Consider the following 20,889-nt stretch of genomic DNA (forward strand, 5'->3'; position numbering starts at 1 on the left):
TGGCTTCTCCAAAGGGTTTTGTTAACTGTCGGTTCGGTTTATACTTGTAAACCTAAATGTTTTCAAAATGGTTTACAAGTCGCTTATGACAATGGACGATCTCGCCTTCGATCGGCGCCACATCTGGCACCCCTACACTTCCATGACCTCTCCCCTGCCGGTTTACCCGGTGGAATCCGCCCACGGCTGCGAGCTTTCACTGGCCGGCGGCGAACGGCTGATTGACGGCATGTCGTCATGGTGGGCGGCGATCCACGGCTACAACCATCCGCGGCTGAATGCGGCGATGAAAGCGCAGATCGACCAGATGTCGCATGTGATGTTTGGCGGCATAACCCACCCCTCGGCGGTCGCGCTCTGCCGCCAGCTGGTGGCGATGACGCCGCCATCACTGGAGTGCGTGTTCCTTGCCGACTCCGGCTCCGTGGCGGTCGAAGTGGCGATGAAAATGGCTCTGCAGTACTGGCAGGCAAAGGGCGAACCGCGCCGGCGTTTTCTCACCTTCCGCAACGGCTATCACGGCGACACCTTCGGCGCGATGTCGGTGTGCGATCCGGACAACTCCATGCACAGCCTGTGGCAGGGCTATCTGCCGGACAACCTGTTCGCGCCGGCGCCGCAAAGCCGCTTTGACGGCGAGTGGGACGAACTCGACATGGTGCCCTTTGCCCGCCTGATGGCCGCCCATCGCCATGAAATTGCCGCGGTGATCCTCGAACCCATCGTGCAGGGCGCTGGCGGAATGCGGATGTACCATCCGGAGTGGTTAAGGCGCATCCGTAAGATGTGCGATCGCGAAAGTATCCTGCTGATTGCCGATGAGATTGCCACCGGCTTTGGCCGTACCGGTAAGCTGTTTGCCTGCGAACATGCGGGCATCGCACCGGATATACTGTGCCTCGGCAAAGCGCTGACCGGTGGGACCATGACGCTCTCCGCGACGCTGGCCACCCGTACGGTCGCGGAAACCATCAGCAACGGCGAGGCCGGCTGCTTTATGCACGGCCCGACCTTTATGGGCAACCCGCTGGCCTGCGCGGTGGCCGCAGAGAGCCTGAGCCTGCTGGCAAGCGGCGAGTGGCAGACCCAGGTCGCCGCCATCGAAGCGCAGCTTAAGGCCGAGCTGGCGCCGGCGCGCGACTCCGGGCTGGTGGCCGACGTGCGCGTGCTCGGCGCGATTGGGGTAGTGGAAACCCACCGTCCAGTGAACATGGCCGCCCTGCAGCGCTTCTTCGTGGAGCAGGGCGTGTGGGTGCGCCCGTTCGGCAAGCTTATCTACCTGATGCCGCCGTATATCATTAGCGCCGAACAGCTGACGCGCCTGACCCGGGCGGTTAACGCCGCGGTGCTGGAAGAAACATTTTTTAGCGATTAAGAGACGGTAATGCTGCGCCCCGCGCGCTACACTTCTTTGCCAATCAGGCGATTAACTTGAGGAGAGACGATGAAACTCATCAGTCATGATTTGCAGGATGGCGAGAAGATGCCCAACCGCCATGTATTCAACGGTATGGGCTACGCGGGGGACAATATTTCACCGCATCTGACGTGGGATGATGTGCCGGCGGGCTGCAAAAGCTTTGTGGTGACCTGCTACGACCCCGACGCGCCGACCGGCTCCGGCTGGTGGCACTGGATTGTGGCGAATCTCCCTGCAGATACGCGCGTGCTGCCCCAGGGTGTCGGTTCCGGCCTGGCGCCGCTGCCCGAAGAGGCGGTTCAGACCCGCACCGATTTCGGCCAGACGGGCTACGGCGGCGCGGCGCCGCCGAAGGGTGAAAGCCATCGCTACATCTTTACGGTGCACGCGCTGGACGTTGATAAAATTGAGGTCGATGAAGGCGCAAGCGGCGCGATGGTCGGTTTTAACGTCCATTTCCACAGCCTCGGCAGCGCCTCAATAACCGCCCTGTTTAGCTAAAACTCGGCGCTTCCCCGGGTCAGCGCTCACGCCTGACCCGGGCCTATCTGATTACTGCTCCGTCACCGCGACGACCGCGTTTTTACGCGCTCGCGTATACCATACCACCGTCAGCAGCCCCAGCCAGACCAGGCCGGCGATCAGCGCAATCCGCGTCTCTTCCACCATTCCCAGCACCGCAATCACCAGCCCCATGAACAGCAGGGTCAGCAGCGGCGCAACCGGCCAGAACGGCACCGGGAACGCGATATTACGCCGCTCCTCCGCCGACAGGCCGCGGCGCATCGCAAAGTGGGCCAGCAGGATCATCAGCCAGACCCACACCGTGGCAAACGCCGCCAGCGAGGCGATGAGCACGAAGATCTGCTCCGGCATCAGGTAGTTCAGCACCACCGCCGCCAGCAGCGCCACGCCCATCACCACCACCGTCATCCACGGCACGCCGTTGCTGGCGATGCGCTGGAAGCTTTTCGGCGCCATGCCCTCTTTCGCCATGCCGTACATCATGCGGCCCGCGCCAAATATATCGCTGTTGATGGCCGAAATACTGGCGCTAATGACGATAATATTGAGGATTGTCGCCGCCGCCGGAATACCCAGGCCGCTGAAGATCAGCACGAACGGGCTGCCCTGCTCGCCAAAGCTGTTCCACGGGAAAATAGCCATCAGGATCGCCAGCGTGCAGACGTAGAACAGCACTATACGCAGCGGGATGGTATTGATTGCCTGCGGAATAACCTTTTTCGGGTCCTGCGCCTCTGCGGCGGTGACGCCAATGATTTCGACCCCGCCGAAGGCAAACATCACAATCCCCAGTGAAGCGATAATCCCCTGCCAGCCGTTCGGCGCAAAGCCGCCGTGGCTCCACAGATTCTCCAGCCCCGTCGCCGGAAACGCGTTGCCAAAGCCAAAGAAGATGATGGCACCGCCCGCCACGATCATCGCAATAATGGCCACCACCTTAACCAGCGAGAGCCAAAACTCCATCTCGCCAAAAATTCGCACGTGACACAGGTTCATCGCGCCGATGAAAAAGATAATGCTCAGCACCCAGATCCAGCGCGGGACGTCGGGATACCACAGCCCCATATAGATCCCAAACGCGGTCACGTCGGCGAGGGCCACAATGACCATTTCGAAGGTGTAGGTCCAGCCGGTGATAAACCCGGCCAGCGGGCCAAGATACTGGCGCGCGTAGCTGCCGAAGGATCCGGAGACGGGGTTGCGCACCGCCATTTCCCCCAGCGCACGCATGACGATAAAGACCGCCGCACCGCCGATAAGATAGGCCAGCAGCACCGCCGGACCGGCGGCCTTGATGGCGGCGGCCGACCCGTAGAACAGCCCGGTGCCGATGGCGGAACCGAGCGCGATAAAGCGAATATGGCGAGCGTTCAGCCCGCGCAGCAGATGTGGCTTTTGTTGCGATTGTTGTTGCATATGCAAGTGTCCTGATAATTTTTATACGACGACAAATATGCGTGTAGGACGGTCGGGGGGAAGGCATCCCCCCGACGCGGGTACAGAGAACAGCGAATGGTTAGTGGTGTTCGGGCAGTACGGCAGGCAGCAGTCGCGTCAGGTGACGCGCGGCCAATAGCTCAATAGCGTGTTCAATATCCGGCGCGAAGAAGCGGTCTTCGGTGTAGTGCGGCACGCGTTCGCGCAGCAGATGACGCGCCTTTTCCAGCAGCGGGCTGCTGGTAAGACCCTCGCGCATATCCAGCCCCTGAACGGAGGCCAGCCACTCGACGGCCAGCACGCCGCGGGTGTTTTCCGCCATCGCCCACAGGCGACGACCGGCGGCAGGCGCCATCGAAACGTGATCCTCCTGGTTCGCGGAGGTCGGCAGGCTATCAACGCTATGCGGGTGCGAAAGCGCTTTGTTTTCGCTGGCTAACGCCGCTGCGGTCACCTGGGCAATCATAAAGCCGGAGTTGACGCCGCCGTTTTTCACGAGGAACGGCGGCAGCTGCGACATATGGCTGTCCATCATCAGCGCGATGCGGCGCTCGGACAGCGAGCCGATTTCGGCAATTGCCAGGGCGATATTGTCCGCCGCCATCGCCACCGGTTCGGCGTGGAAGTTGCCGCCGGAAATCACCTCATTCTCGCTGGCGAACACCAGCGGGTTGTCGGAGACCGCGTTGGCTTCAACCAACAGCACTTCCGCCGCCTGACGGATCTGCGTCAGGCAGGCGCCCATCACCTGCGGCTGACAGCGCAGAGAGTACGGGTCCTGCACCTTGGTGCAGCCGTGGTGCGACTGAGAAATCGCGCTGTCGTCGGTCAGTACGTGGCGATAGAGCGCGGCGGCATCAATCTGCCCGCGCTGGCCGCGAGCCTCGTGGATACGCGAGTCAAACGGACGACGCGAGCCCAGCGCCGCTTCGGTGGTTAGCGCGCCGCACACCACCGCGGAGGTAAACAGGTCTTCGGCTTCAAACAGGCCGCGCAGCGCGAACGCCGTCGAAGCCTGGGTGCCGTTAAGCAGCGCCAGCCCCTCTTTCGCCGCCAGGGTAATCGGCCTGAGTCCGGCTTTTTCCAGCGCCTGCGCGGCCGGCATCCACTCACCCTGCCAGCGGGCTTTCCCTTCCCCAAGTAGCGTCAGCGACATATGCGCCAGCGGCGCCAGGTCGCCGGATGCCCCCACCGAGCCTTTCGCCGGGATCCACGGCGTAACGCCTTTGTTCACCAGCTCCGCCAGCGCCTGGATCACGCTCAGACGAATGCCGGAAAAGCCGCGGGAGAGGCTGTTAATCTTCAGCACCATGATCAGGCGCGCCATCGCCTCATCCAGCGGCTCGCCGATACCGGCGGCGTGGGAGAGCACCAGCGAGCGCTGGAGGTTTTCGAGATCTTCGGTCGAGATTCGGGTTTGCGCCAGCAGGCCAAAACCGGTATTGATGCCGTAAGCGGTGCGCCCTTCCGCGAGGATCGCGTTGACGCAGGCCACGCTCTCGTCAATCGCCGCAAAGGCGCGCTCGTCGAGCACGACGTTCAGCGGGTGGCTATAGATATCGCGCAGTTGCGTCAGGCTCAGCTGGCCGGGAATAAGAGTTAAAGTTTTCATTTCAGCGTTGCCCCTGCGTTGCTGACACCATAGGAAGATTCAGTCCTTGTTCCGCTGCGCATTCAATCGCAATCTCATAGCCCGCATCCGCGTGACGCATCACGCCGGTTGCCGGGTCGTTATGCAGAACGCGAGCAATTCGCGCGGCCGCTTCGTCGGTTCCGTCGCAGACGATAACCATTCCGGAGTGCTGAGAGAAGCCCATTCCAACGCCGCCGCCGTGGTGCAGAGAGACCCAGGTCGCGCCGCTGGCCGTATTCAGCAAGGCGTTAAGCAGCGGCCAGTCGGACACCGCGTCGGAGCCATCGCGCATCGATTCGGTTTCACGGTTCGGGCTGGCAACCGATCCGGAATCCAGGTGGTCGCGACCGATAACGATCGGCGCGGAAACTTCGCCGCTGCGGACCATTTCGTTAAAGGCCAGGCCCAGCTTCTGCCGCCACTCGAGGCCAACCCAGCAGATACGCGCCGGCAGGCCCTGGAAGCTGATGCGCTCGCGCGCCATATCCAGCCAGTGGTGCAGATGCTTGTCGTCTTTGACGATCTCTTTCACTTTGGCATCGGTCTTATAAATATCCTGCGGGTCGCCGGAGAGCGCCACCCAGCGGAACGGGCCGATACCGCGGCAGAACAGCGGGCGAATATAGGCGGGAACGAAGCCAGGGAAGTCGAAGGCCTTGTCGACGCCCATTTCCTGGGCCATCTGGCGAATATTGTTGCCGTAGTCGAAGGTCGGAATGCCCATCTCATGGAAGGCCAGCATGGCCTGAACGTGGTCGGCCATCGAGCGTTTGGCGGCCTGAATGGTGCCCTGCGGGTCGGAGACCGCTTTTTCCTGATACTCTTCCCAGCTCCAGCCTTTCGGCAGATAGCCGTGCAGCGGGTCGTGGGCGCTGGTCTGGTCGGTGACCATGTCCGGGCGCACGCCGCGTTTTACCATTTCCGGCACGATGTCGGCGGCGTTGCCGCACAGCGCGATAGAGACGGCGCGGCCTTCGGCGGTATATTTCTTGATGCGGGCCAGCGCATCATCCAGCGACGTCGCCTGTTCGTCAACGTAGCGGGTACGCAGACGGAAATCGATACGGCTCTGCTGGCACTCAATGTTCAGCGAGCAGGCGCCCGCCAGGGTCGCGGCCAGCGGCTGCGCGCCGCCCATGCCGCCCAAACCGGCAGTGAGCACCCAGCGGCCTTTCAGGCTGCCCTCATAGTGCTGGCGGCCGGCTTCGACGAAGGTTTCGTAGGTGCCCTGCACGATGCCCTGGCTGCCGATATAAATCCAGCTTCCGGCGGTCATCTGGCCGTACATGGCCAGACCTTTGGCGTCGAGTTCGTTGAAGTGTTCCCAGGTCGCCCAGTGCGGGACCAGGTTAGAGTTGGCGATCAGCACGCGGGGTGAGTTTTCATGGGTTTTAAATACGCCCACCGGCTTGCCGGACTGCACCAGCAGGGTCTCATCGTTTTCCAGGTTTTTCAGCGCCTTCACGATAGCGTCATAGCATTCCCAGTTACGCGCCGCGCGTCCAATGCCGCCGTAAACCACCAGCTCGTGCGGGTTTTCGGCGACGTCCGGATCGAGGTTATTCATTAACATACGCAGCGGTGCTTCGGTCAGCCAGCTCTTCGCACTCAGCGTCGTGCCTCGCGGTGCACGTACGTCCAACTGGCGGTATTTGCTTTGCGACATCGGGGTTTCTCCTGACTATTAACGTTGTTTACGTAGATACATATACTTGTCTATACAACCCTACGCAAGCCAGGATTTAACAGAAATGATACAATTTTGTTATATTGCGTCAGCAATCACGCTTTTGCCGACGCGCTGAGGATCAGGAGCCGAAGCGCCCCTGCAGGCGATAGCGGCTGCCGGGAAACAGCAGGCGGGCGTGGGAAACAATATGCGTCGTCGACCAGGTGCGGCGGCGAATCATCAGGCAGGGATCCTGGGCATGAATGTGTAGCAGCTCGCACTCCTTCGCGCTCGCCTGCACCGCTTCGACAATATGCTCCCCCTCGGTTAGCGGGGCAATCAGCGACAGGTAGTCGTGCGGCGTGGTGGCGGTGTAGTCCTGGCGCAAATAGTCCGGCACCACGGTGGCGTTGACGCAGCGGTCCTCAATTTGTACCGGTACGTCGTTTTCGAAATGCACCATCAGGGAGTGAAATATCCGCGTGCCTTCGGCGACGTTGAGCGCCGCCGCCTGGATAAGGTCGGCCCGGGTCTCCTCCAGCAGCAGCACCTCACAGCGGTGGTGGTGGTGGCGGGAGACGATTTCATCGGCGATGCTGCGGACTTCAAACAGCGCCGACTGTCCTTTCGGCTCCGCCACGAAGGTCCCCACGCCCTGCAGGCGCACCAGCAGGCCTTCGTCGGTAAGCTCGCGAAGCGCGCGATTGATGGTCATACGGCTAAAACCAAACTGCGCCACCAGCTCTGCTTCCGAAGGGATGCGATCGTGCGGGCGCCAGACGCCGCTTTGGATCTTTTCGCTGATCGCCTGCTTCACCTTTTCATAGAACGGTGCCGGCGCGGAGCGAGATTGCTGTGAAAACATAGCCTGGCTTTCCTTATTCTCAATGGGCGGCGAAACGATCAGAATATACTGAATCGTCAGCGCCACCAATGGGCGATTTGCCATGCCAGCCGGGCCGCCGTGCGGGCACCCTGGCTATCGATGTCAAATTGCGGATTAAACTCCACCAGATCCACTGCCTGTAGCTTGCCGCTGCGGCACAGCGGCTCAACGATGCGCAGCAACGTGGTCAGCGGCACGCCCAGCGCCGCGGGCGCCGAGACCGCCGGCATTTCGCGGGCCGGCATAACGTCAAGGTCGATGGTCAGGTAGAGGCGATCGTAGAGGGCGATTTGGCGCACGATTTCCGGCGCAACTCGTTCCTCATAGGCCTGCAGAACGTCCAGATCCTCAATGACCCGCACCTCGCGACGCGCCGCTTCATCCCACAGGGCCTGGGTATTCGCCGCGCGGCTGGCGCCGATGCAGGCGTAGTGAAAGCCGCGCCCCTGCGCCTCGCACTCCAGCGCCAGCTGGCGGAACGGCGTCCCCGAGCTGGCCCGTTCGGCAAAGCGTAAATCGAGATGCGCGTCGAGGTTGATAATACCGACCTTTTGGCCGGGGAACGCGTCCAGCACGCCGGCGCCGTGGCCAAAGGCCGTTTCGTGACCCCCGCCCAGCACCAGGGTGCGTTTGCCGGCACGCTGGCAGGCGGCCACCGCCTCGCGCAGCGCCTGCTGAGCCTCCTCCAGCGCCTCGCCCATCACGCTAACGGTGCCCATATCCACGCAGCGCTCGTGGCCGCCGTGGCTGGCCATATTCGCCAGCGCCCGCCGCAGCGTTTCGGGCCCCTTTTCCGCTCCGGTGCGCCCGAGGTTGCGCCGTACGCCCTCATCGCAGGCAAAGCCCAGCAGCGCAATCTCGCCCGGCTGCTCGTCGGGGGCGAAACGCTCCACCCGCGCTATCGTTTGAAACAGGCGCAGCGCGTTGGCGGCTTCGCCGCTGTCGTCGCGCCCTTGCCACAGCCCGGCGGGCGTCGGTTGCCACAGCTTCATTGCATCTCTCCTCGTACCACGCGATGCCAGAGTGGACTGCGCCCCGGTTCATACACCATCTCTACCGGATGTTCGGCGTCCCAGATGGCAAAATCGGCGACGAATCCCGCCGCCAGCTGGCCGTGGCTCGCCTGACGCCCCAGCGCCCTCGCCGCGTGGCGGGTCACGCCGGCCCACGCCTCCTCCGGCGTCAGGCCAAACTTGACGCAGGCCATATTCATCGCCAGATGCAGGCTGGCAAAGGGGCTGGTGCCCGGGTTGTAGTCCGTCGCCACCGCCATCGGGACCTGATACTGTCGCAGCAGCTCTACCGGCGGTCGGCGGGTCTCGTTGAGGAAATAGAACGCGCCGGGCAGCAGCACTGCGACCGTCCCGCTGCGGCTCATCGCCGCCACGCCCTCTTCCGTCAGATATTCGATATGGTCGGCAGAGAGCCCGCGATAGCAGCTCACCAGCTGGGCACCGCCGAGGGAGGAGAGCTGTTCGACGTGGCCCTTAACCGGAATTCCACGCGCCTGCGCCGCCTGGAACACCCGCTCGGTCTGCTGCGGGCTGAAGCCGACGTTTTCACAGAACACGTCGACGCTTTCAAACAGCCCCTCTTCCCACAGCGTCGGCAGCAGGGTTTCGCAGACCAGGGTGATATAGCCGTCGGGGTCACCTTTATACTCCGGAGGCGTCGCGTGGGCGGAGAGCAGCGTGGCCGACAGCTCAAACGCATTGCTTTCGCTCAGCCGTCGCGCCACGCGCAGCATCTTGCGTTCGCTTTCCAGATCCAGCCCGTAGCCGGACTTAATTTCAACCGTCGTGACCCCTTCACGCAGCAGGCGATCGAGGCGCTGCTGCGCCAGCGCCAGCAGCTGCGCTTCGCTGCTCTCGCGGGTGGCGCGCACCGTCGAATTAATGCCGCCGCCGTTAGCGCTGATGGTCTGGTAAGAGACGCCGTTGAGCCGCTGCTCCCACTCCTGCGCCCGGCTGCCGCCGAAGATCAGGTGGGTATGGCAATCAATCAGCCCCGGCGTCACCAGCCTGCCGCCAAGGTCAACGCTGCGCCCGGCCGGGGCGTCGCTTTCGGGGATCACGGCCTCAATCCGCCCGTTGCGCACCAGCAGCGCGTGGCGATCCAGCAGGCCATAAGGCCGCGAGTCCTGTGGGTTCAACGTGGCGAGGCGGGCGTTTCGCCAGATAACGAGATCGGAAGTGGCTTCAGTCATAGCGGTCAACTTGTCATGGGTTGTATAGACATTTATTTTCATTCCACCGAGAATGTCAATAAAAGCAGGGATAATTGTTATTTTTTTGTGACTACGAACGGCCCCGCCTGCGGGTGCAAAACAGCATAACGCTAACTTTTTAGCCCAGCGTCTTCCCGTTTTGCTCAACTTAGTATAAAAAAGCAGGTTTTAAAGAGCTTATCTATTCACACACCCCAAATAATTCGGCCCGTATCGAGGTGGCAGGCGTACGTTGCCAGCAAAGAAGCGGCTTGAAGTATGGCGGGTATAGCTAATTGATTCTTGCCCGGAGCAACATGAACACATTTTCAGTTTCCCGACTGACGCTGGCGCTGGCCTTCGGCGTGACGTTATCCGCCTGCAGCTCAACCCCTGCGGATCAGCAACCCTCGACCCAGGCAGCGCCAGGCACCGCCTCTCGCCCCGTTTTAAGCGCCGATGAAGCGAAGAATTTCCTGCCGGTGAGCTATTTCCAGTCGCTCAATCCGAACGCCGCGGCGTGGACGCCGGCGGCCATTGCCGCGCCGGCCCAGCCTGACTTCGTCGTCGGGCCTGCGGGGACTCAGGGCGTAACCCACACCACGATCCAGGCCGCCGTCGATGCGGCAATTGCCCGTCACTCCGACCGCCGTCAGTTCATTGCGATTATGCCGGGTGAATATACCGGTACCGTGTATGTCCCGGCCGCCCCCGGTGCGCTGACCCTCTACGGTACCGGCGAGAAGCCGCTGGATGTGAAAATTAGCCAGGCGATCGATTCGGAAATGGACGTCACCAGCTGGCGTCATCTGGTCAATCCGGCCGGAAAATATATGCCAGGCAAACCGGCGTGGTATATGTTCGACAGCTGCCAGAGCAAGCGTACTGCCACCGTCGGCGTGATGTGCTCTGCGGTCTTCTGGTCGCAGAATAACGGCCTGCAGCTGCAGAACCTGACCATCGCTAACAACCTCGGCGATAGCGTTGATGCCGGCACCCACCAGGCCGTCGCGCTGCGCAGCGATGGCGACCAGGTGCAGATTAACAACGTCAATATTCTCGGCCGCCAGAACACCTTCTTCGTGACCAACAGCGGCGTGCAGAACCGTCTGCAGAACGATCGTCAGACCCGCACGCTGGTCAGCAACAGCTATATTGAAGGCGATGTCGATATCGTTGCCGGCCGCGGCGCGGTTGTCTTTGATAACACTGATTTCCGCGTCGTGAATTCCCGCACGCAGAAAGAGGGCTACGTCTTCGCCCCGGCGACGCTGAAAAGCGTCACCTACGGCTTCCTCGCCATCAACAGCCGCTTCACCGCTTCCGGCGATGGCGTCGCGCAGCTGGGCCGCTCTCTGGACGTTGATAGCAACACCAACGGTCAGGTGGTTATCCGCGATAGCGTGATTAACGAAGGCTTTAATATTGCTAAGCCGTGGGCCGATGCAGCAGCCTCTAACCGCGCCTTCAGCGGTAATACCGGCGCGGTAGACGCCAAAGGCGTTGCGCAGCGTAACCTCAACGACGACGGCTTCAACCGCATGTGGGAGTACAACAACCGCGGCGTGGGAAGTTTTGTTGTCGCTGAGCCGAAGCAATAATCGTCCTGCCTAAAGGGGGGAGCCGCTCCCCCCTTTGCTCCCCCCTCGTCCTGCCCGGCCTCCACTGCGCAAAAAAAAGACGTTTTTTAGGCGAATAAAAACGCCCGCTGGCGCGTTTACACGATGAAAGACAACGATGGCGCTTATCCCCTGCGGTTCGGCTCTACGCCCAGGCGCCGCGCCCGGTTGCGCATACGCCCATTCTGGAGACTAAAATGAACGTACTTTCATCCATATTATGCCCCGCCTCGCGCCGCATGGCCGTTCCGGCACTGCTATTTTTCCTGTCCGTGCCGCCGGTTTTTGCTATGGCCGATAATAGTACCGAGAGTAAAACGCCTGACTGCCCGAGCGGGCAAGTTTATGACAGCGCCACCAAACAGTGCGTGCCGGAGAAAACCAGCAGCCTCAGCGACCAGGATAAAACTAACTACGCCTACCATCTGGCGAAAAAAGGCGAATACCAGACGGCGCTGAACCTGCTGGATTCGTTAAAAAACAGCAATACGGCCGAGTCCTGGAACTACCGCGGCTATGCGACCCGCAAGCTCGGACGCACGGACGAAGGCATCGGTTACTATCAGCGCTCGCTGGCGTTGGCGCCGAACTATGCCAAAGCCCGGGAATATCTGGGGGAAGCATGGATGATAAAAGGTCGTCCGGATCTCGCGAAGGAGCAGCTGAAGGTGATTGCCGGGATCTGCGGCCAGCGCTGCGAGGAGTATCGCGATCTGCAGGCGGCCATTAACGGGCATCCTGAATCCTGATTATCGTCACGAGGGAAAGAAAATCACAACCAGTGAAGTTTGCTCACAGCTCGCCGCACATCTCTCCCGCCTTTGGCGCTACGGGCTGGTCCTGTCGCGCAGCCGCGATGTCGCCGAGGAGCTGGCACAGTCCACCTGCGTACGCGCGCTCGAAAGGAGCGCGCAGTATACGCCGGGCACGCGTATCGACAGATGGCTGTTTTCTATTCTCCACTCAATCTGGATTTCAGAGCTGCGCGCGCGCCACGTGCGGATGGGGCAGGGATTCGTCGACAGCGAAGAGCTGGTTGCGCCTGATTCCCGTGAAATGGCGGAAGATAGCCTGCAGTACCGGCAAATTATGCGTCGCGTGGGCGCACTGGAGGAAGCCCAGCGCAATGCCGTATTTTTGGTGTATGTCGAAGGCTTTACCTATCAGGAGGCGGCTGACACCCTGTCGGTGCCGGTCGGTACCATTATGAGCCGGCTGGCGGCGGCAAGGCTGACGCTGGCAAAATCGATAGCTACCCCGCCCTCAGCGAAGGAGAAACGCTCTTGAAATCGTTAATTTTTACGCCTCCCTATAACGATGAAGCCATCGTTGCCTGGCTGGACGGTGAGATGAGCGACGCCGACGCCCGTAGCTTCGAGGCGGCGTTCAAGAGCGATGGGCAGCTTGCCGCCCGCACCGCCGAGCTGATGAGCAGCAATGAGAACTATCGCCAGGCCTTTGCGCCCTTGCTCGATGAGGCGCCGCTGGAGCGCATGCAGGCAAGGCTCGACGCGCAGCTGGCAGAGGCCGAGGATAGCCGCACGCCCGCGCCGCGCCCGTCGTTTAGCCGCCGCGCAATGATTGCCGCTTCGATCGGCTTTTTGCTGATAGGTAGCGGAGTCGGCTATCTGGCGCGCCCGGCAGCGGACGAGCAGGATGAGAGCGAAAACATTCGCGATCTTGAGGCCCGCTATATGTCGCTCTACAGCGCCGAAACGCTGCTCGATCTCGACAGCTCGCCGAAGCTTCTGCAGCGCGGGCTGACGCGCGCCGCCGAGGATCTTGGCCTGCATCTCAATGAGCATCAGCTCAGGCTGCAGGGCGCGGAGCTTAAAATGGTCCGCATGCTGCGCTACGACAGCACCTCCATCGCGCAGATTGCCTGGATGCATGCCGAGTATGGCCCCATGGCGCTGTGCATCTCTGCGCAACGCCAGTCGGGCAGCGCGGAGATTAGCAGCGAGCAGCGCCACGGAATGAATCTCGCCTGGTGGCACGATCGGGGATATCAGTTCGTATTAATTGGCCGCAACCCCGGCGTAGAGCTGCAAAGCAGCGCCCGGACGCTGCAGGCAGCGCTGTCATAAGCGCAGCGCCGCCCGCTCGGAGGCCGACTTAAGTCTGCTCGGCGCATAAAAAAACCTCGCCGCTGCGAGGTTTTATCGGCCACTTTGGCTTAGTGAGCGTTAACAACGACCCACATCGGCCCCTGACCGACGGCATAGCGCCCTTTCTCCTGCAGCAGGCCCTGCTCGCCGCTGATTTCATACACCGCGACGTGGTGGGATTTCTGCCCGGCGGCAATCAGGTATTTGCCGCTGTGATCGAGGTTAAAGCCGCGCGGCTGGGCCTCGGTCGGCTGGTAGCCTTCAATCGCCAGCACGCTGCCGTCTTCGGAGACGCTGAAGATGGTGATAATGCTGGCGGTACGATCGCAGGCGTAGAGATGACGTCCGTCGGCGGTCAGGTGGATATCCGCCGCCCAGCGCACGCCGGTAAAGTCGGCAGGCATCATATCCAGCGTCTGCACGCACTCAATTTTGCCGTGCGGATCCTTCAGATCCCAGACGTCAACGGAGCTGTTCAGCTCGTTCACGCAGTAGCCGTACTGCTGGTTCGGATGGAACACCATATGACGCGGGCCAGCGCCTTCAACGGTGGTGACTTCCGCCGGATCCTGTGCGGCCAGGAAACCGTCATCGCTGAGGGTAAACAGACAGATGCGGTCCTGCTTGAGCGCCGGTACCCACAGCGTACGGTTATCCGGAGAGATATTGGCAGAGTGGCAGCCTTCCAGGCCTTCAACGACCGCCACCGTTTCACCCGGCAGACCGTCGGTCAGCGGAGTGACGCTTACGCAGCCCGAATTATACGAGGCGCTGAACACAAAGCGGCCCAGCCGGTCGGTGGAGATATGCGTCGGGCTTCCCGGCAGCGCGGCTTCACCGGCGAAGGTCAGCGCCCCGTTATCTGGCGCAATGCGGTAGGCCAGTACGCGAAACTCCGGACGCACGCCGACGTAGAGATACTCTTTATTCGGGCTCACCACCATCGGCTGCACCTGGCCCGGGGCGTCGACAACCTGCACCAGGGTCAGATTTCCCTCAAGATCCAGGCTCCAGACGTGGATCTGCTGGCTTTCCGGGCTGGCGGTATAAACGGTTTGTTTCATGACTGCTCCTTTCCTCACTGCACGTGGAAAACTTATACATTTCATTCATCAAACTGCTGGTTCGATGCAATGTATAGACTCTTTTAACGGTAGATGCTGAAAAATTTGCCCCTGAGGCACAGCGGTGTACCATCATGGCCTGCTCACTTTTCACCATTAACCGGAAACAACACATGACCTCACGCGTGATTGCCCTGGATTTAGACGGCACCCTACTGACCTCCAGCAAGACCATCCTGCCCGCCTCGCTTGAGGCGCTGGCTCGTGCCCGCGCGGCCGGTTATCAGGTGATCGTCGTCACGGGTCGACATCACGTCGCGATCCATCCTTTTTATCAGGCACTGGCTTTGGATACACCTGCAATTTGTTGTAATGGCACTTATTTGTATGATTATCAGGCAAAAAAGGTTCTGCAGGCCGATCCGATGGCAGTCGATAAGGCGCTGAGCCTCACCAGGATGCTCGCCGACCACGACGTTCACGGCCTGATGTACGTCGACGACGCCATGCTCTACGAACATCCGACCGGGCACGTCATCCGTACCGCCCGCTGGGCAGAGTCGCTGCCCCAGGAGCAGCGCCCGGTCTTCACCCAGGTTGACTCACTGGCGCAGGCGGCGCGCGAGGTGAAGGCGGTGTGGAAGTTCGCCCTCACCGACGAAAACATTCCTAAACTGCAGCAGTTCGCGCAGCACGTCGGCCAGACGCTGGGTCTGGAGTGCGAGTGGTCGTGGCACGATCAGGTCGATATCGCCCGCGCCGGCAACAGCAAGGGCAAGCGCCTGACGCAGTGGGTTGAAGCACAGGGGCTATCAATGCAGGACGTAGTGGCCTTCGGCGACAACTATAACGACCTCAGCATGCTGGAAGCTGCTGGTACCGGCGTGGCGATGGGTAACGCGGTCGACGAAGTCAAAGCGCGTGCGAACGTGGTGATTGGCGAGAATGAAAGCAACAGCATTGCCGACTTTATCAACCGCAACCTGCTGTAATCAGGCGCTAATCGACACGCTCTTGATTTGCGCATACAGCCACTGACCTGGCTTCACCCCCAGGTCATCTCTGGCCCACGGGCTGATGCGCGCCCACAGCGTGCGGCCGCTGACCTCCAGCTGCACCTCAATCTGTCCGTTGGTTTCAATACACTGCACGACCTGCGCGCGTAAAATATTGCGAATGCTGGTCCGCTGCGGTTGCTCCAGCACCAGCGATACGTCGGAGGCCTGAACGCGAATGCGCGCCGATTCGCCCGCAGGCCGCTCAAGCTGATTAACCCACAGCCGCTGCTCGCCGAGGGCCAGGGCGGTCATCGCATACTGCGGATGCTGGGCGACAACCGAAACGGTGAGTATCGTGCTCTGCTGGTCCTGCGGCAGCCACGGGTGCATCACGCTGCTGCTCCACACCTCTTCAAGATCGCCAAACGCCTTCACGCTGCCGTTTTCCAGCACCAGCACCTTATCCGCCAGATGCTGGATCTCATCCAGCGAATGGCTGACGTACAGCATCGGGATGTTGATTTCGCGCGCCAGCCGCTGCAGGTAGGGCAGCAGCTCGCGCTTGCGCGGAATATCCAGCGAGGCCAGCGGCTCATCGAGCAGCAGCAGCTCGGGGGCGGTCAGCAGCGCCCGACCGATGGCCACCCTCTGCTTCTCGCCGCCGGAGAGCCCGCCCGGCAGACGATCGAGCAGCGGCTCAATCCCCAGCAGCGCTACCAGCTTATCGAACTGGCCGGCCATACTCTTCGCCATGCCGTACTGCAAATTGCCGCGCACTTTGTAGTGCGGGAACAGGCGGGCGTCCTGGAAAACATAGCCAATGCGCCGTTTTTCCGGCGCCAGGCAGATCCGCTTTTCAACATCGTTCAGCACCCTGCCGTTGAGCACAATGCGCCCTTTCTGCGGCCGAGTCAGGCCGCTGATGGCGTTGATAAGCGAGGTTTTACCGGCTCCGGATACGCCAAACACCGCGGTAATACCGCTGGCGGGCAGCGTCTCCTGAATGTTCAGGCAGTGGGTTCCCAGCGTCTGGGTAAAATCGAGTTCAAGCATCGTTATTTGCCCATCCGCGCGCGGCTGAGGCGCGCCAGCCATTCGGAAACCAGCAGCGAGATCAGCGCCAGCACGATGGAAATTAAGCATAAGCGCGCGGCGGCGCCCTCCCCGCCCGGGGTTTGGATCAGGGTATACATTGCCGAGGGGATGGTGCGCGTTTCGCCGGGAATATTGGAAACGAAGGTAATGGTCGCGCCAAACTCGCCCAGCGAGCGGGCGAAGGCCAGCACGGTGCCGACGATAATGCCCGGCAGCGTCAGCGGCAGCGTGATGGTAAAGAACACCCGCCAGCGCCCGGCGCCCAGGGTGCGCGCCGCCTGCTCAAGCTTGATATCGACCCCTTCAAGCGCCAGGCGAATCGCCCGCACCATTAAGGGAAACGACATCACCGCCGCCGCCAACACCGCGCCGCGCCAGCTGAAGGCAAACGTCAGGCCAAACCAGTCATACAGCCAGCTGCCGATAAAACCGCGCCTGCCCATTGCAATCAACAGCAGGTAGCCGACCACCACCGGCGGCAGCACCAGCGGCAGGTGGAGAAGGCTGTCGAGCAGCGCTTTTCCGGGGAAGCTGCGCCTGACCAGCAGCCAGGAAAAAAAGATCCCAAAGGGTAAGCTAAACACCACCGCCAGGGATGATACTTTGAGGCTCAGCAGCACCGCCTGCCATTCGGGATCGCTTAAAATCATTGGCGGGTAGTAAATCCGTATTGTTTGAAGATGGCTGACGCCTCGGGCCCTTTCAGGTAGTCATAGAATGCGGTAACGGTCGCATTTTTATGACCGTCAACGATGGCCAGCGGATACTCAACCTTCTTATGCGAATCTTCCGGGAAGGTCCCCACAACTTTAACCCCTTTGCTGGCAACCGCATCCGAGCCGTAAACAATGCCCAGCGGCGCTTCGTCACGTTCAACCAGCGCCAGCGCCCCGCGCACGTCTTCCGCCGGAGCCAGTTTTGCTGACAAGGTATCCCACGCGCCCAGCTTTTGCAGCGCTTCTTTAGCATAAATCCCGGCCGGCACGTGCTCCGGATCGCCCACCGCCAGACGGCCGCCCTTCAGCAGGCTGGTCCAGTCGGTCTTGCTGCTAATGGTAATATCACTTTGCGTGCTAGCCTTAGGCGCAACGACGACCAGGCTGTTACCCAGCAGCGTTGCGCGCGTGGCGGTATCAATCGCTTTTTTCTCGACCGCATAATCCATCCACTTCTGGTCGGCGGAAATAAACAGGTCAGCAGGGGCCCCCGCTTCAATTTGCCGTGCCAGCGTTGAAGAGGAGGCGAAGGATGAAACCACATCAACCTTTTTCTCCTGCTTATAGACCTTCGCGATATCCTGCATCGCGTTGGTTAATGAAGCCGCCGCGAAGACCGTTATCTTTCCCTCTTCTGCCAGCGCCTGCCCGGCGACGGAGAGCGTTAACGTTGCTCCAACAAAAAAACGTAACCATTGACGTGCCATCTGAAACTCCTGTGCGTGCGTTATGTAAAAAACAATATAACGATGTGTGCAGGGTTTTCCCAGCGCGAATTGGTGGTAACCAGATGAGGATCAAAAGGAAGGGAGAAAAAAACGCCCGGAGGAACCGGGCGTCAGGAAATCAGTTTTTTTGCTGGCCGCGATCTTTATGACCGACGCCGGAGAAGATGTTGAACACTTCGCCCAGACCGTAAATCAGACCGAGGATGATAGCCATCACCACCGGGACCATGACCACGGCAAAAACCAGACTTTTCAATAGCTCTAACATAGTGGGCTCCAGAAAGTACGAATGCTTAAGTGTAACCGTTTCAGCAGGAAAAACACGCCCCATTTGTGCGATGCCTCACCGGCTACCGCCAGAGAACTATCTTGCAAGATGCCCGCTATCGGTCACAATACCCTTTTTGCCAGGATATTATTATGCAGGCCGAAATTCTCCTCACCCTGAAATTACAGCAGCGCCTGTTCGCCGACCCTCGCCGCATCTCCCTGCTAAAGCAGATTGACCAGACGGGTTCCATTAGCCAGGGCGCGAAAAATGCCGGCATCAGCTATAAAAGCGCGTGGGATGCCATTAACGAAATGAATCAGCTTAGCGAGCAGGCGCTGGTTGACCGCGCCACCGGCGGTAAAGGCGGCGGCGGCGCGGTGCTGACCCGCTACGGCCAGCGGCTGATTCAGCTTTACGACCTGCTGGCGCAGATTCAACAGAAAGCGTTTGACGTCCTGAGCGACGACGACGCGCTGCCCCTCGACAGCCTGCTCGCCGCCATCTCCCGCTTCTCCCTGCAAACCAGCGCCCGTAACCAGTGGTTTGGCACCATCACCGGCCGCGACCATCAGCAGGTGCAGCAGCACGTTGAGGTTTTGCTGGCCGACGGCCAAACCCGCCTAAAAGTCGCGATCACTGCCCGGAGCGCCGAACGGCTCGGCCTGGATGAAGGCCAGGAGGTGCTGGTGTTGCTGAAAGCGCCGTGGGTCGGTATGACCCAGGACCCGACTGTGGCGGCAGAGGCCGACAACCAGTTGACGGGACGGATCGGCCATATTGAATACGGGCCGGAGCAGTGCGAAGTGCTGATGGCGCTGCCGGACGGTCAGAACCTGTGCGCGACCCTGCCGCGGGAGCAGACCGAAGGGCTGGCTGAGGGTGCCGAGGCGATCGCCTATTTCAATGCCGACCGCATCATTCTTGCCACCTTGTGCTGACGGGATTGACATTGCTCGCCTGAAGACGTATCCCTGAAGCATATTGCTGCAAAAAGTGGGATACACAATGTCATCATTGCAAATATCGCAAGGCACGTTCCGCCTGAGCGACACAAAAACGTTAAATATTGAACACCTCACCGTTGGCGCCGGCGAAAGCTGGGCATTCGTCGGTAGCAACGGCAGCGGTAAATCCGCGCTGGCCCGCGCGCTATCCGGCGAACTCACCCTGCTCTCCGGCCGGCGTGAAAGTGATTTTACCCGCATCACCCGCCTCTCCTTTGAACAGCTACAGAAGCTAGTCAGCGACGAATGGCAGCGCAACAACACCGATTTACTCAGCCCTGGCGAAGAAGATACCGGCCGCTTTACGCATGAGATAATTCAGGATGAGTATAAAGATGCCGCCCGCTGCGCGCATCTTGCCGGGCTGTTTGGCATTTCCGGCCTGCTGCAGCGCCGGTTTAAATATCTCTCTACCGGCGAGACGCGCAAAACGCTGCTGTGCCAGGCGCTGATGGCGAAGCCGGATTTACTGATCCTCGATGAGCCCTTCGATGGCCTTGACGTGGCCTCCCGCCACCAGCTGGCCGAGCTGCTGGCTACCCTGAACGGAGAAGGCATCACCCTCGTGCTGGTGCTCAACCGGTTCGACGAGATCCCCGCCTTCGTCCAGTTTGCCGGCGTGCTGGCGGACTGTACGCTAAGCGGAATCGGGGAGAAGCAGACCCTGCTGCAGCAGGCGCTGATCGCCCAGCTGGCCCATAGCGAGCAGCTTGACGGGATCGTACTGCCGGAGCCGGATGCCCCCGCCGCCCGCCACTCTCTGCTCGCCGATACGCCGCACATTATCCTCAACGACGGGGTGGTGTCCTATAACGACCGGCCAATCCTCAATCACCTTAGCTGGCAGGTAAATCCCGGCGAGCACTGGCAGATAGTCGGGCCTAACGGCGCCGGGAAATCGACCCTGCTCAGCCTGATAACCGGCGATCATCCGCAGGGATACAGTAACGATCTGACCCTGTTTGGCCGCCGTCGCGGCAGCGGCGAAACCATCTGGGATATCAAAAAACATATCGGCTACGTCAGCAGCAGCCTGCACCTGGAGTATCGCGTCAGCACCACCGTGCGCAACGTCATTCTTTCGGGCTATTTCGACTCTATAGGCATCTATCAGGCCGTTTCCGATAAGCAGCGCAAGCTGGTGCAGACCTGGCTGGATATTCTGGGTATCGACGGCCGCACCGCCGACGCCCCGTTCCACAGCCTGTCGTGGGGCCAGCAGCGCCTGGCGCTGATTGTGCGCGCGCTGGTGAAACACCCGACGCTGCTGATCCTCGACGAGCCGCTGCAGGGGCTCGACCCTCTTAACCGCCAGCTGGTACGCCGCTTTGTTGACGTGCTGATTAGCGAAGGGGCAACCCAGCTGCTGTTTGTCTCCCACCACGCCGAGGATGCCCCGGACTGCATCACCCACCGCCTCGAGTTCATCCCTGGTGGAGACGATTACACTTATCGAATCGGTCCGCTGGCAAAATAGACCAATTCAGGGGTCTGCGGATCCCTGATTTTT

The 20,889-nt window shown here is 60.8% G+C and carries 20 protein-coding genes; 9 read left to right on the forward strand and 11 right to left on the reverse strand.

The window, feature by feature from the left end:
- Positions 1-85 precede the first annotated feature (85 nt).
- Positions 86-1,375 carry an adenosylmethionine--8-amino-7-oxononanoate transaminase gene (bioA, locus tag GVK32_RS23860; protein ID WP_159870661.1) on the forward strand — a complete coding sequence of 430 codons (1,290 nt, stop codon included), beginning with the start codon at positions 86-88 and terminating at the stop codon, positions 1,373-1,375.
- Between the two features lie 69 nt (positions 1,376-1,444).
- Complete coding sequence (locus GVK32_RS23865) at positions 1,445-1,921, forward strand: kinase inhibitor (RefSeq protein WP_159870664.1); 477 nt, start codon at positions 1,445-1,447, stop codon at positions 1,919-1,921.
- 51 nt (positions 1,922-1,972) lie between these two features.
- Here the strand turns inward: GVK32_RS23865 and GVK32_RS23870 are convergent, their stop codons facing one another.
- The 6 genes from GVK32_RS23870 to hutI all read right to left on the reverse strand — a co-directional run bounded on the left by GVK32_RS23870 (position 1,973) and on the right by hutI (position 9,818).
- Positions 1,973-3,361 (reverse strand): amino acid permease, encoded by a 1,389-nt coding sequence (locus tag GVK32_RS23870; protein ID WP_159870667.1) that lies wholly within the window; start codon positions 3,359-3,361, stop codon positions 1,973-1,975.
- A 100-nt stretch (positions 3,362-3,461) separates the two neighbouring features.
- Positions 3,462-4,994: a histidine ammonia-lyase gene (gene hutH, locus GVK32_RS23875; RefSeq protein ID WP_159870670.1), complete on the reverse strand. Its 1,533-nt coding sequence runs from the start codon at positions 4,992-4,994 to the stop codon at positions 3,462-3,464.
- Position 4,995: 1 nt separating this feature from the next.
- The gene (gene hutU, locus GVK32_RS23880; RefSeq protein WP_045854530.1) at positions 4,996-6,681 is read right to left on the reverse strand and encodes a urocanate hydratase; all 1,686 of its coding nucleotides are present in this window, start codon (positions 6,679-6,681) and stop codon (positions 4,996-4,998) included.
- Between the two features lie 142 nt (positions 6,682-6,823).
- Complete coding sequence (locus GVK32_RS23885) at positions 6,824-7,549, reverse strand: histidine utilization repressor (RefSeq protein ID WP_045855426.1); 726 nt, start codon at positions 7,547-7,549, stop codon at positions 6,824-6,826.
- 56 nt (positions 7,550-7,605) lie between these two features.
- A complete protein-coding gene (gene hutG / locus GVK32_RS23890) occupies positions 7,606-8,562 on the reverse strand; it encodes a formimidoylglutamase (RefSeq protein WP_159870673.1) in 957 nt (318 codons plus the stop codon).
- Complete coding sequence (gene hutI, locus GVK32_RS23895; protein WP_200842932.1) at positions 8,559-9,818, reverse strand: imidazolonepropionase; 1,260 nt, start codon at positions 9,816-9,818, stop codon at positions 8,559-8,561. The genes hutG and hutI overlap by 4 nt, the downstream gene beginning before the upstream one ends.
- A 275-nt stretch (positions 9,819-10,093) precedes the next feature.
- On the opposite strand from hutI, the gene GVK32_RS23900 reads away from it, so the two are divergent.
- From GVK32_RS23900 to GVK32_RS23915, 4 genes are all read left to right on the forward strand, one after another.
- Complete coding sequence (locus GVK32_RS23900) at positions 10,094-11,377, forward strand: putative acyl-CoA thioester hydrolase (protein ID WP_159870679.1); 1,284 nt, start codon at positions 10,094-10,096, stop codon at positions 11,375-11,377.
- A gap of 215 nt (positions 11,378-11,592) precedes the next feature.
- Complete coding sequence (locus GVK32_RS23905) at positions 11,593-12,144, forward strand: tetratricopeptide repeat protein (RefSeq protein ID WP_159870682.1); 552 nt, start codon at positions 11,593-11,595, stop codon at positions 12,142-12,144.
- Positions 12,131-12,682 (forward strand): RNA polymerase sigma factor, encoded by a 552-nt coding sequence (locus GVK32_RS23910; RefSeq protein ID WP_159870739.1) that lies wholly within the window; start codon positions 12,131-12,133, stop codon positions 12,680-12,682. Before GVK32_RS23905 ends, GVK32_RS23910 begins: the two co-directional genes overlap by 14 nt.
- On the forward strand, positions 12,679-13,482 hold the full coding sequence (locus GVK32_RS23915) for an anti-sigma factor (protein WP_159870685.1): 804 nt from the start codon (positions 12,679-12,681) through the stop codon (positions 13,480-13,482). The genes GVK32_RS23910 and GVK32_RS23915 overlap by 4 nt, the downstream gene beginning before the upstream one ends.
- Before the next feature lie 89 nt (positions 13,483-13,571).
- Here GVK32_RS23915 and pgl read toward each other — a convergent pair whose 3' ends face one another.
- On the reverse strand, positions 13,572-14,567 hold the full coding sequence (gene pgl, locus GVK32_RS23920) for a 6-phosphogluconolactonase (RefSeq protein WP_159870688.1): 996 nt from the start codon (positions 14,565-14,567) through the stop codon (positions 13,572-13,574).
- A 173-nt stretch (positions 14,568-14,740) separates the two neighbouring features.
- On the opposite strand from pgl, the gene GVK32_RS23925 reads away from it, so the two are divergent.
- Positions 14,741-15,559 (forward strand): pyridoxal phosphatase, encoded by an 819-nt coding sequence (locus tag GVK32_RS23925; protein ID WP_159870691.1) that lies wholly within the window; start codon positions 14,741-14,743, stop codon positions 15,557-15,559.
- Here the strand turns inward: GVK32_RS23925 and modC are convergent, their stop codons facing one another.
- The 4 genes from modC to GVK32_RS23945 form a co-directional block, all read right to left on the reverse strand.
- Positions 15,560-16,618 carry a molybdenum ABC transporter ATP-binding protein ModC gene (modC, locus tag GVK32_RS23930; protein ID WP_159870694.1) on the reverse strand — a complete coding sequence of 353 codons (1,059 nt, stop codon included), beginning with the start codon at positions 16,616-16,618 and terminating at the stop codon, positions 15,560-15,562.
- 2 nt (positions 16,619-16,620) lie between these two features.
- Complete coding sequence (modB, locus tag GVK32_RS23935; protein WP_041144661.1) at positions 16,621-17,310, reverse strand: molybdate ABC transporter permease subunit; 690 nt, start codon at positions 17,308-17,310, stop codon at positions 16,621-16,623.
- Entirely contained in the window at positions 17,307-18,083 is a 777-nt protein-coding gene (gene modA / locus GVK32_RS23940) for a molybdate ABC transporter substrate-binding protein (RefSeq protein ID WP_159870697.1), read from the reverse strand. The genes modB and modA overlap by 4 nt, the downstream gene beginning before the upstream one ends.
- Before the next feature lie 139 nt (positions 18,084-18,222).
- On the reverse strand, positions 18,223-18,372 hold the full coding sequence (locus GVK32_RS23945) for an AcrZ family multidrug efflux pump-associated protein (protein ID WP_041144659.1): 150 nt from the start codon (positions 18,370-18,372) through the stop codon (positions 18,223-18,225).
- 152 nt (positions 18,373-18,524) lie between these two features.
- On the opposite strand from GVK32_RS23945, the gene modE reads away from it, so the two are divergent.
- Both modE and modF read left to right on the forward strand, forming a co-directional pair.
- Entirely contained in the window at positions 18,525-19,313 is a 789-nt protein-coding gene (gene modE / locus GVK32_RS23950) for a molybdenum-dependent transcriptional regulator (RefSeq protein WP_132511664.1), read from the forward strand.
- Between the two features lie 67 nt (positions 19,314-19,380).
- The gene (gene modF / locus GVK32_RS23955) at positions 19,381-20,856 is read left to right on the forward strand and encodes a molybdate ABC transporter ATP-binding protein ModF (RefSeq protein WP_159870700.1); all 1,476 of its coding nucleotides are present in this window, start codon (positions 19,381-19,383) and stop codon (positions 20,854-20,856) included.
- Positions 20,857-20,889: the final 33 nt, after the last annotated feature.

Source organism: Klebsiella sp. 18074 (genome assembly GCF_902705905.1).
Classification (GTDB): Bacteria; Pseudomonadota; Gammaproteobacteria; order Enterobacterales; family Enterobacteriaceae; genus Klebsiella; species Klebsiella terrigena.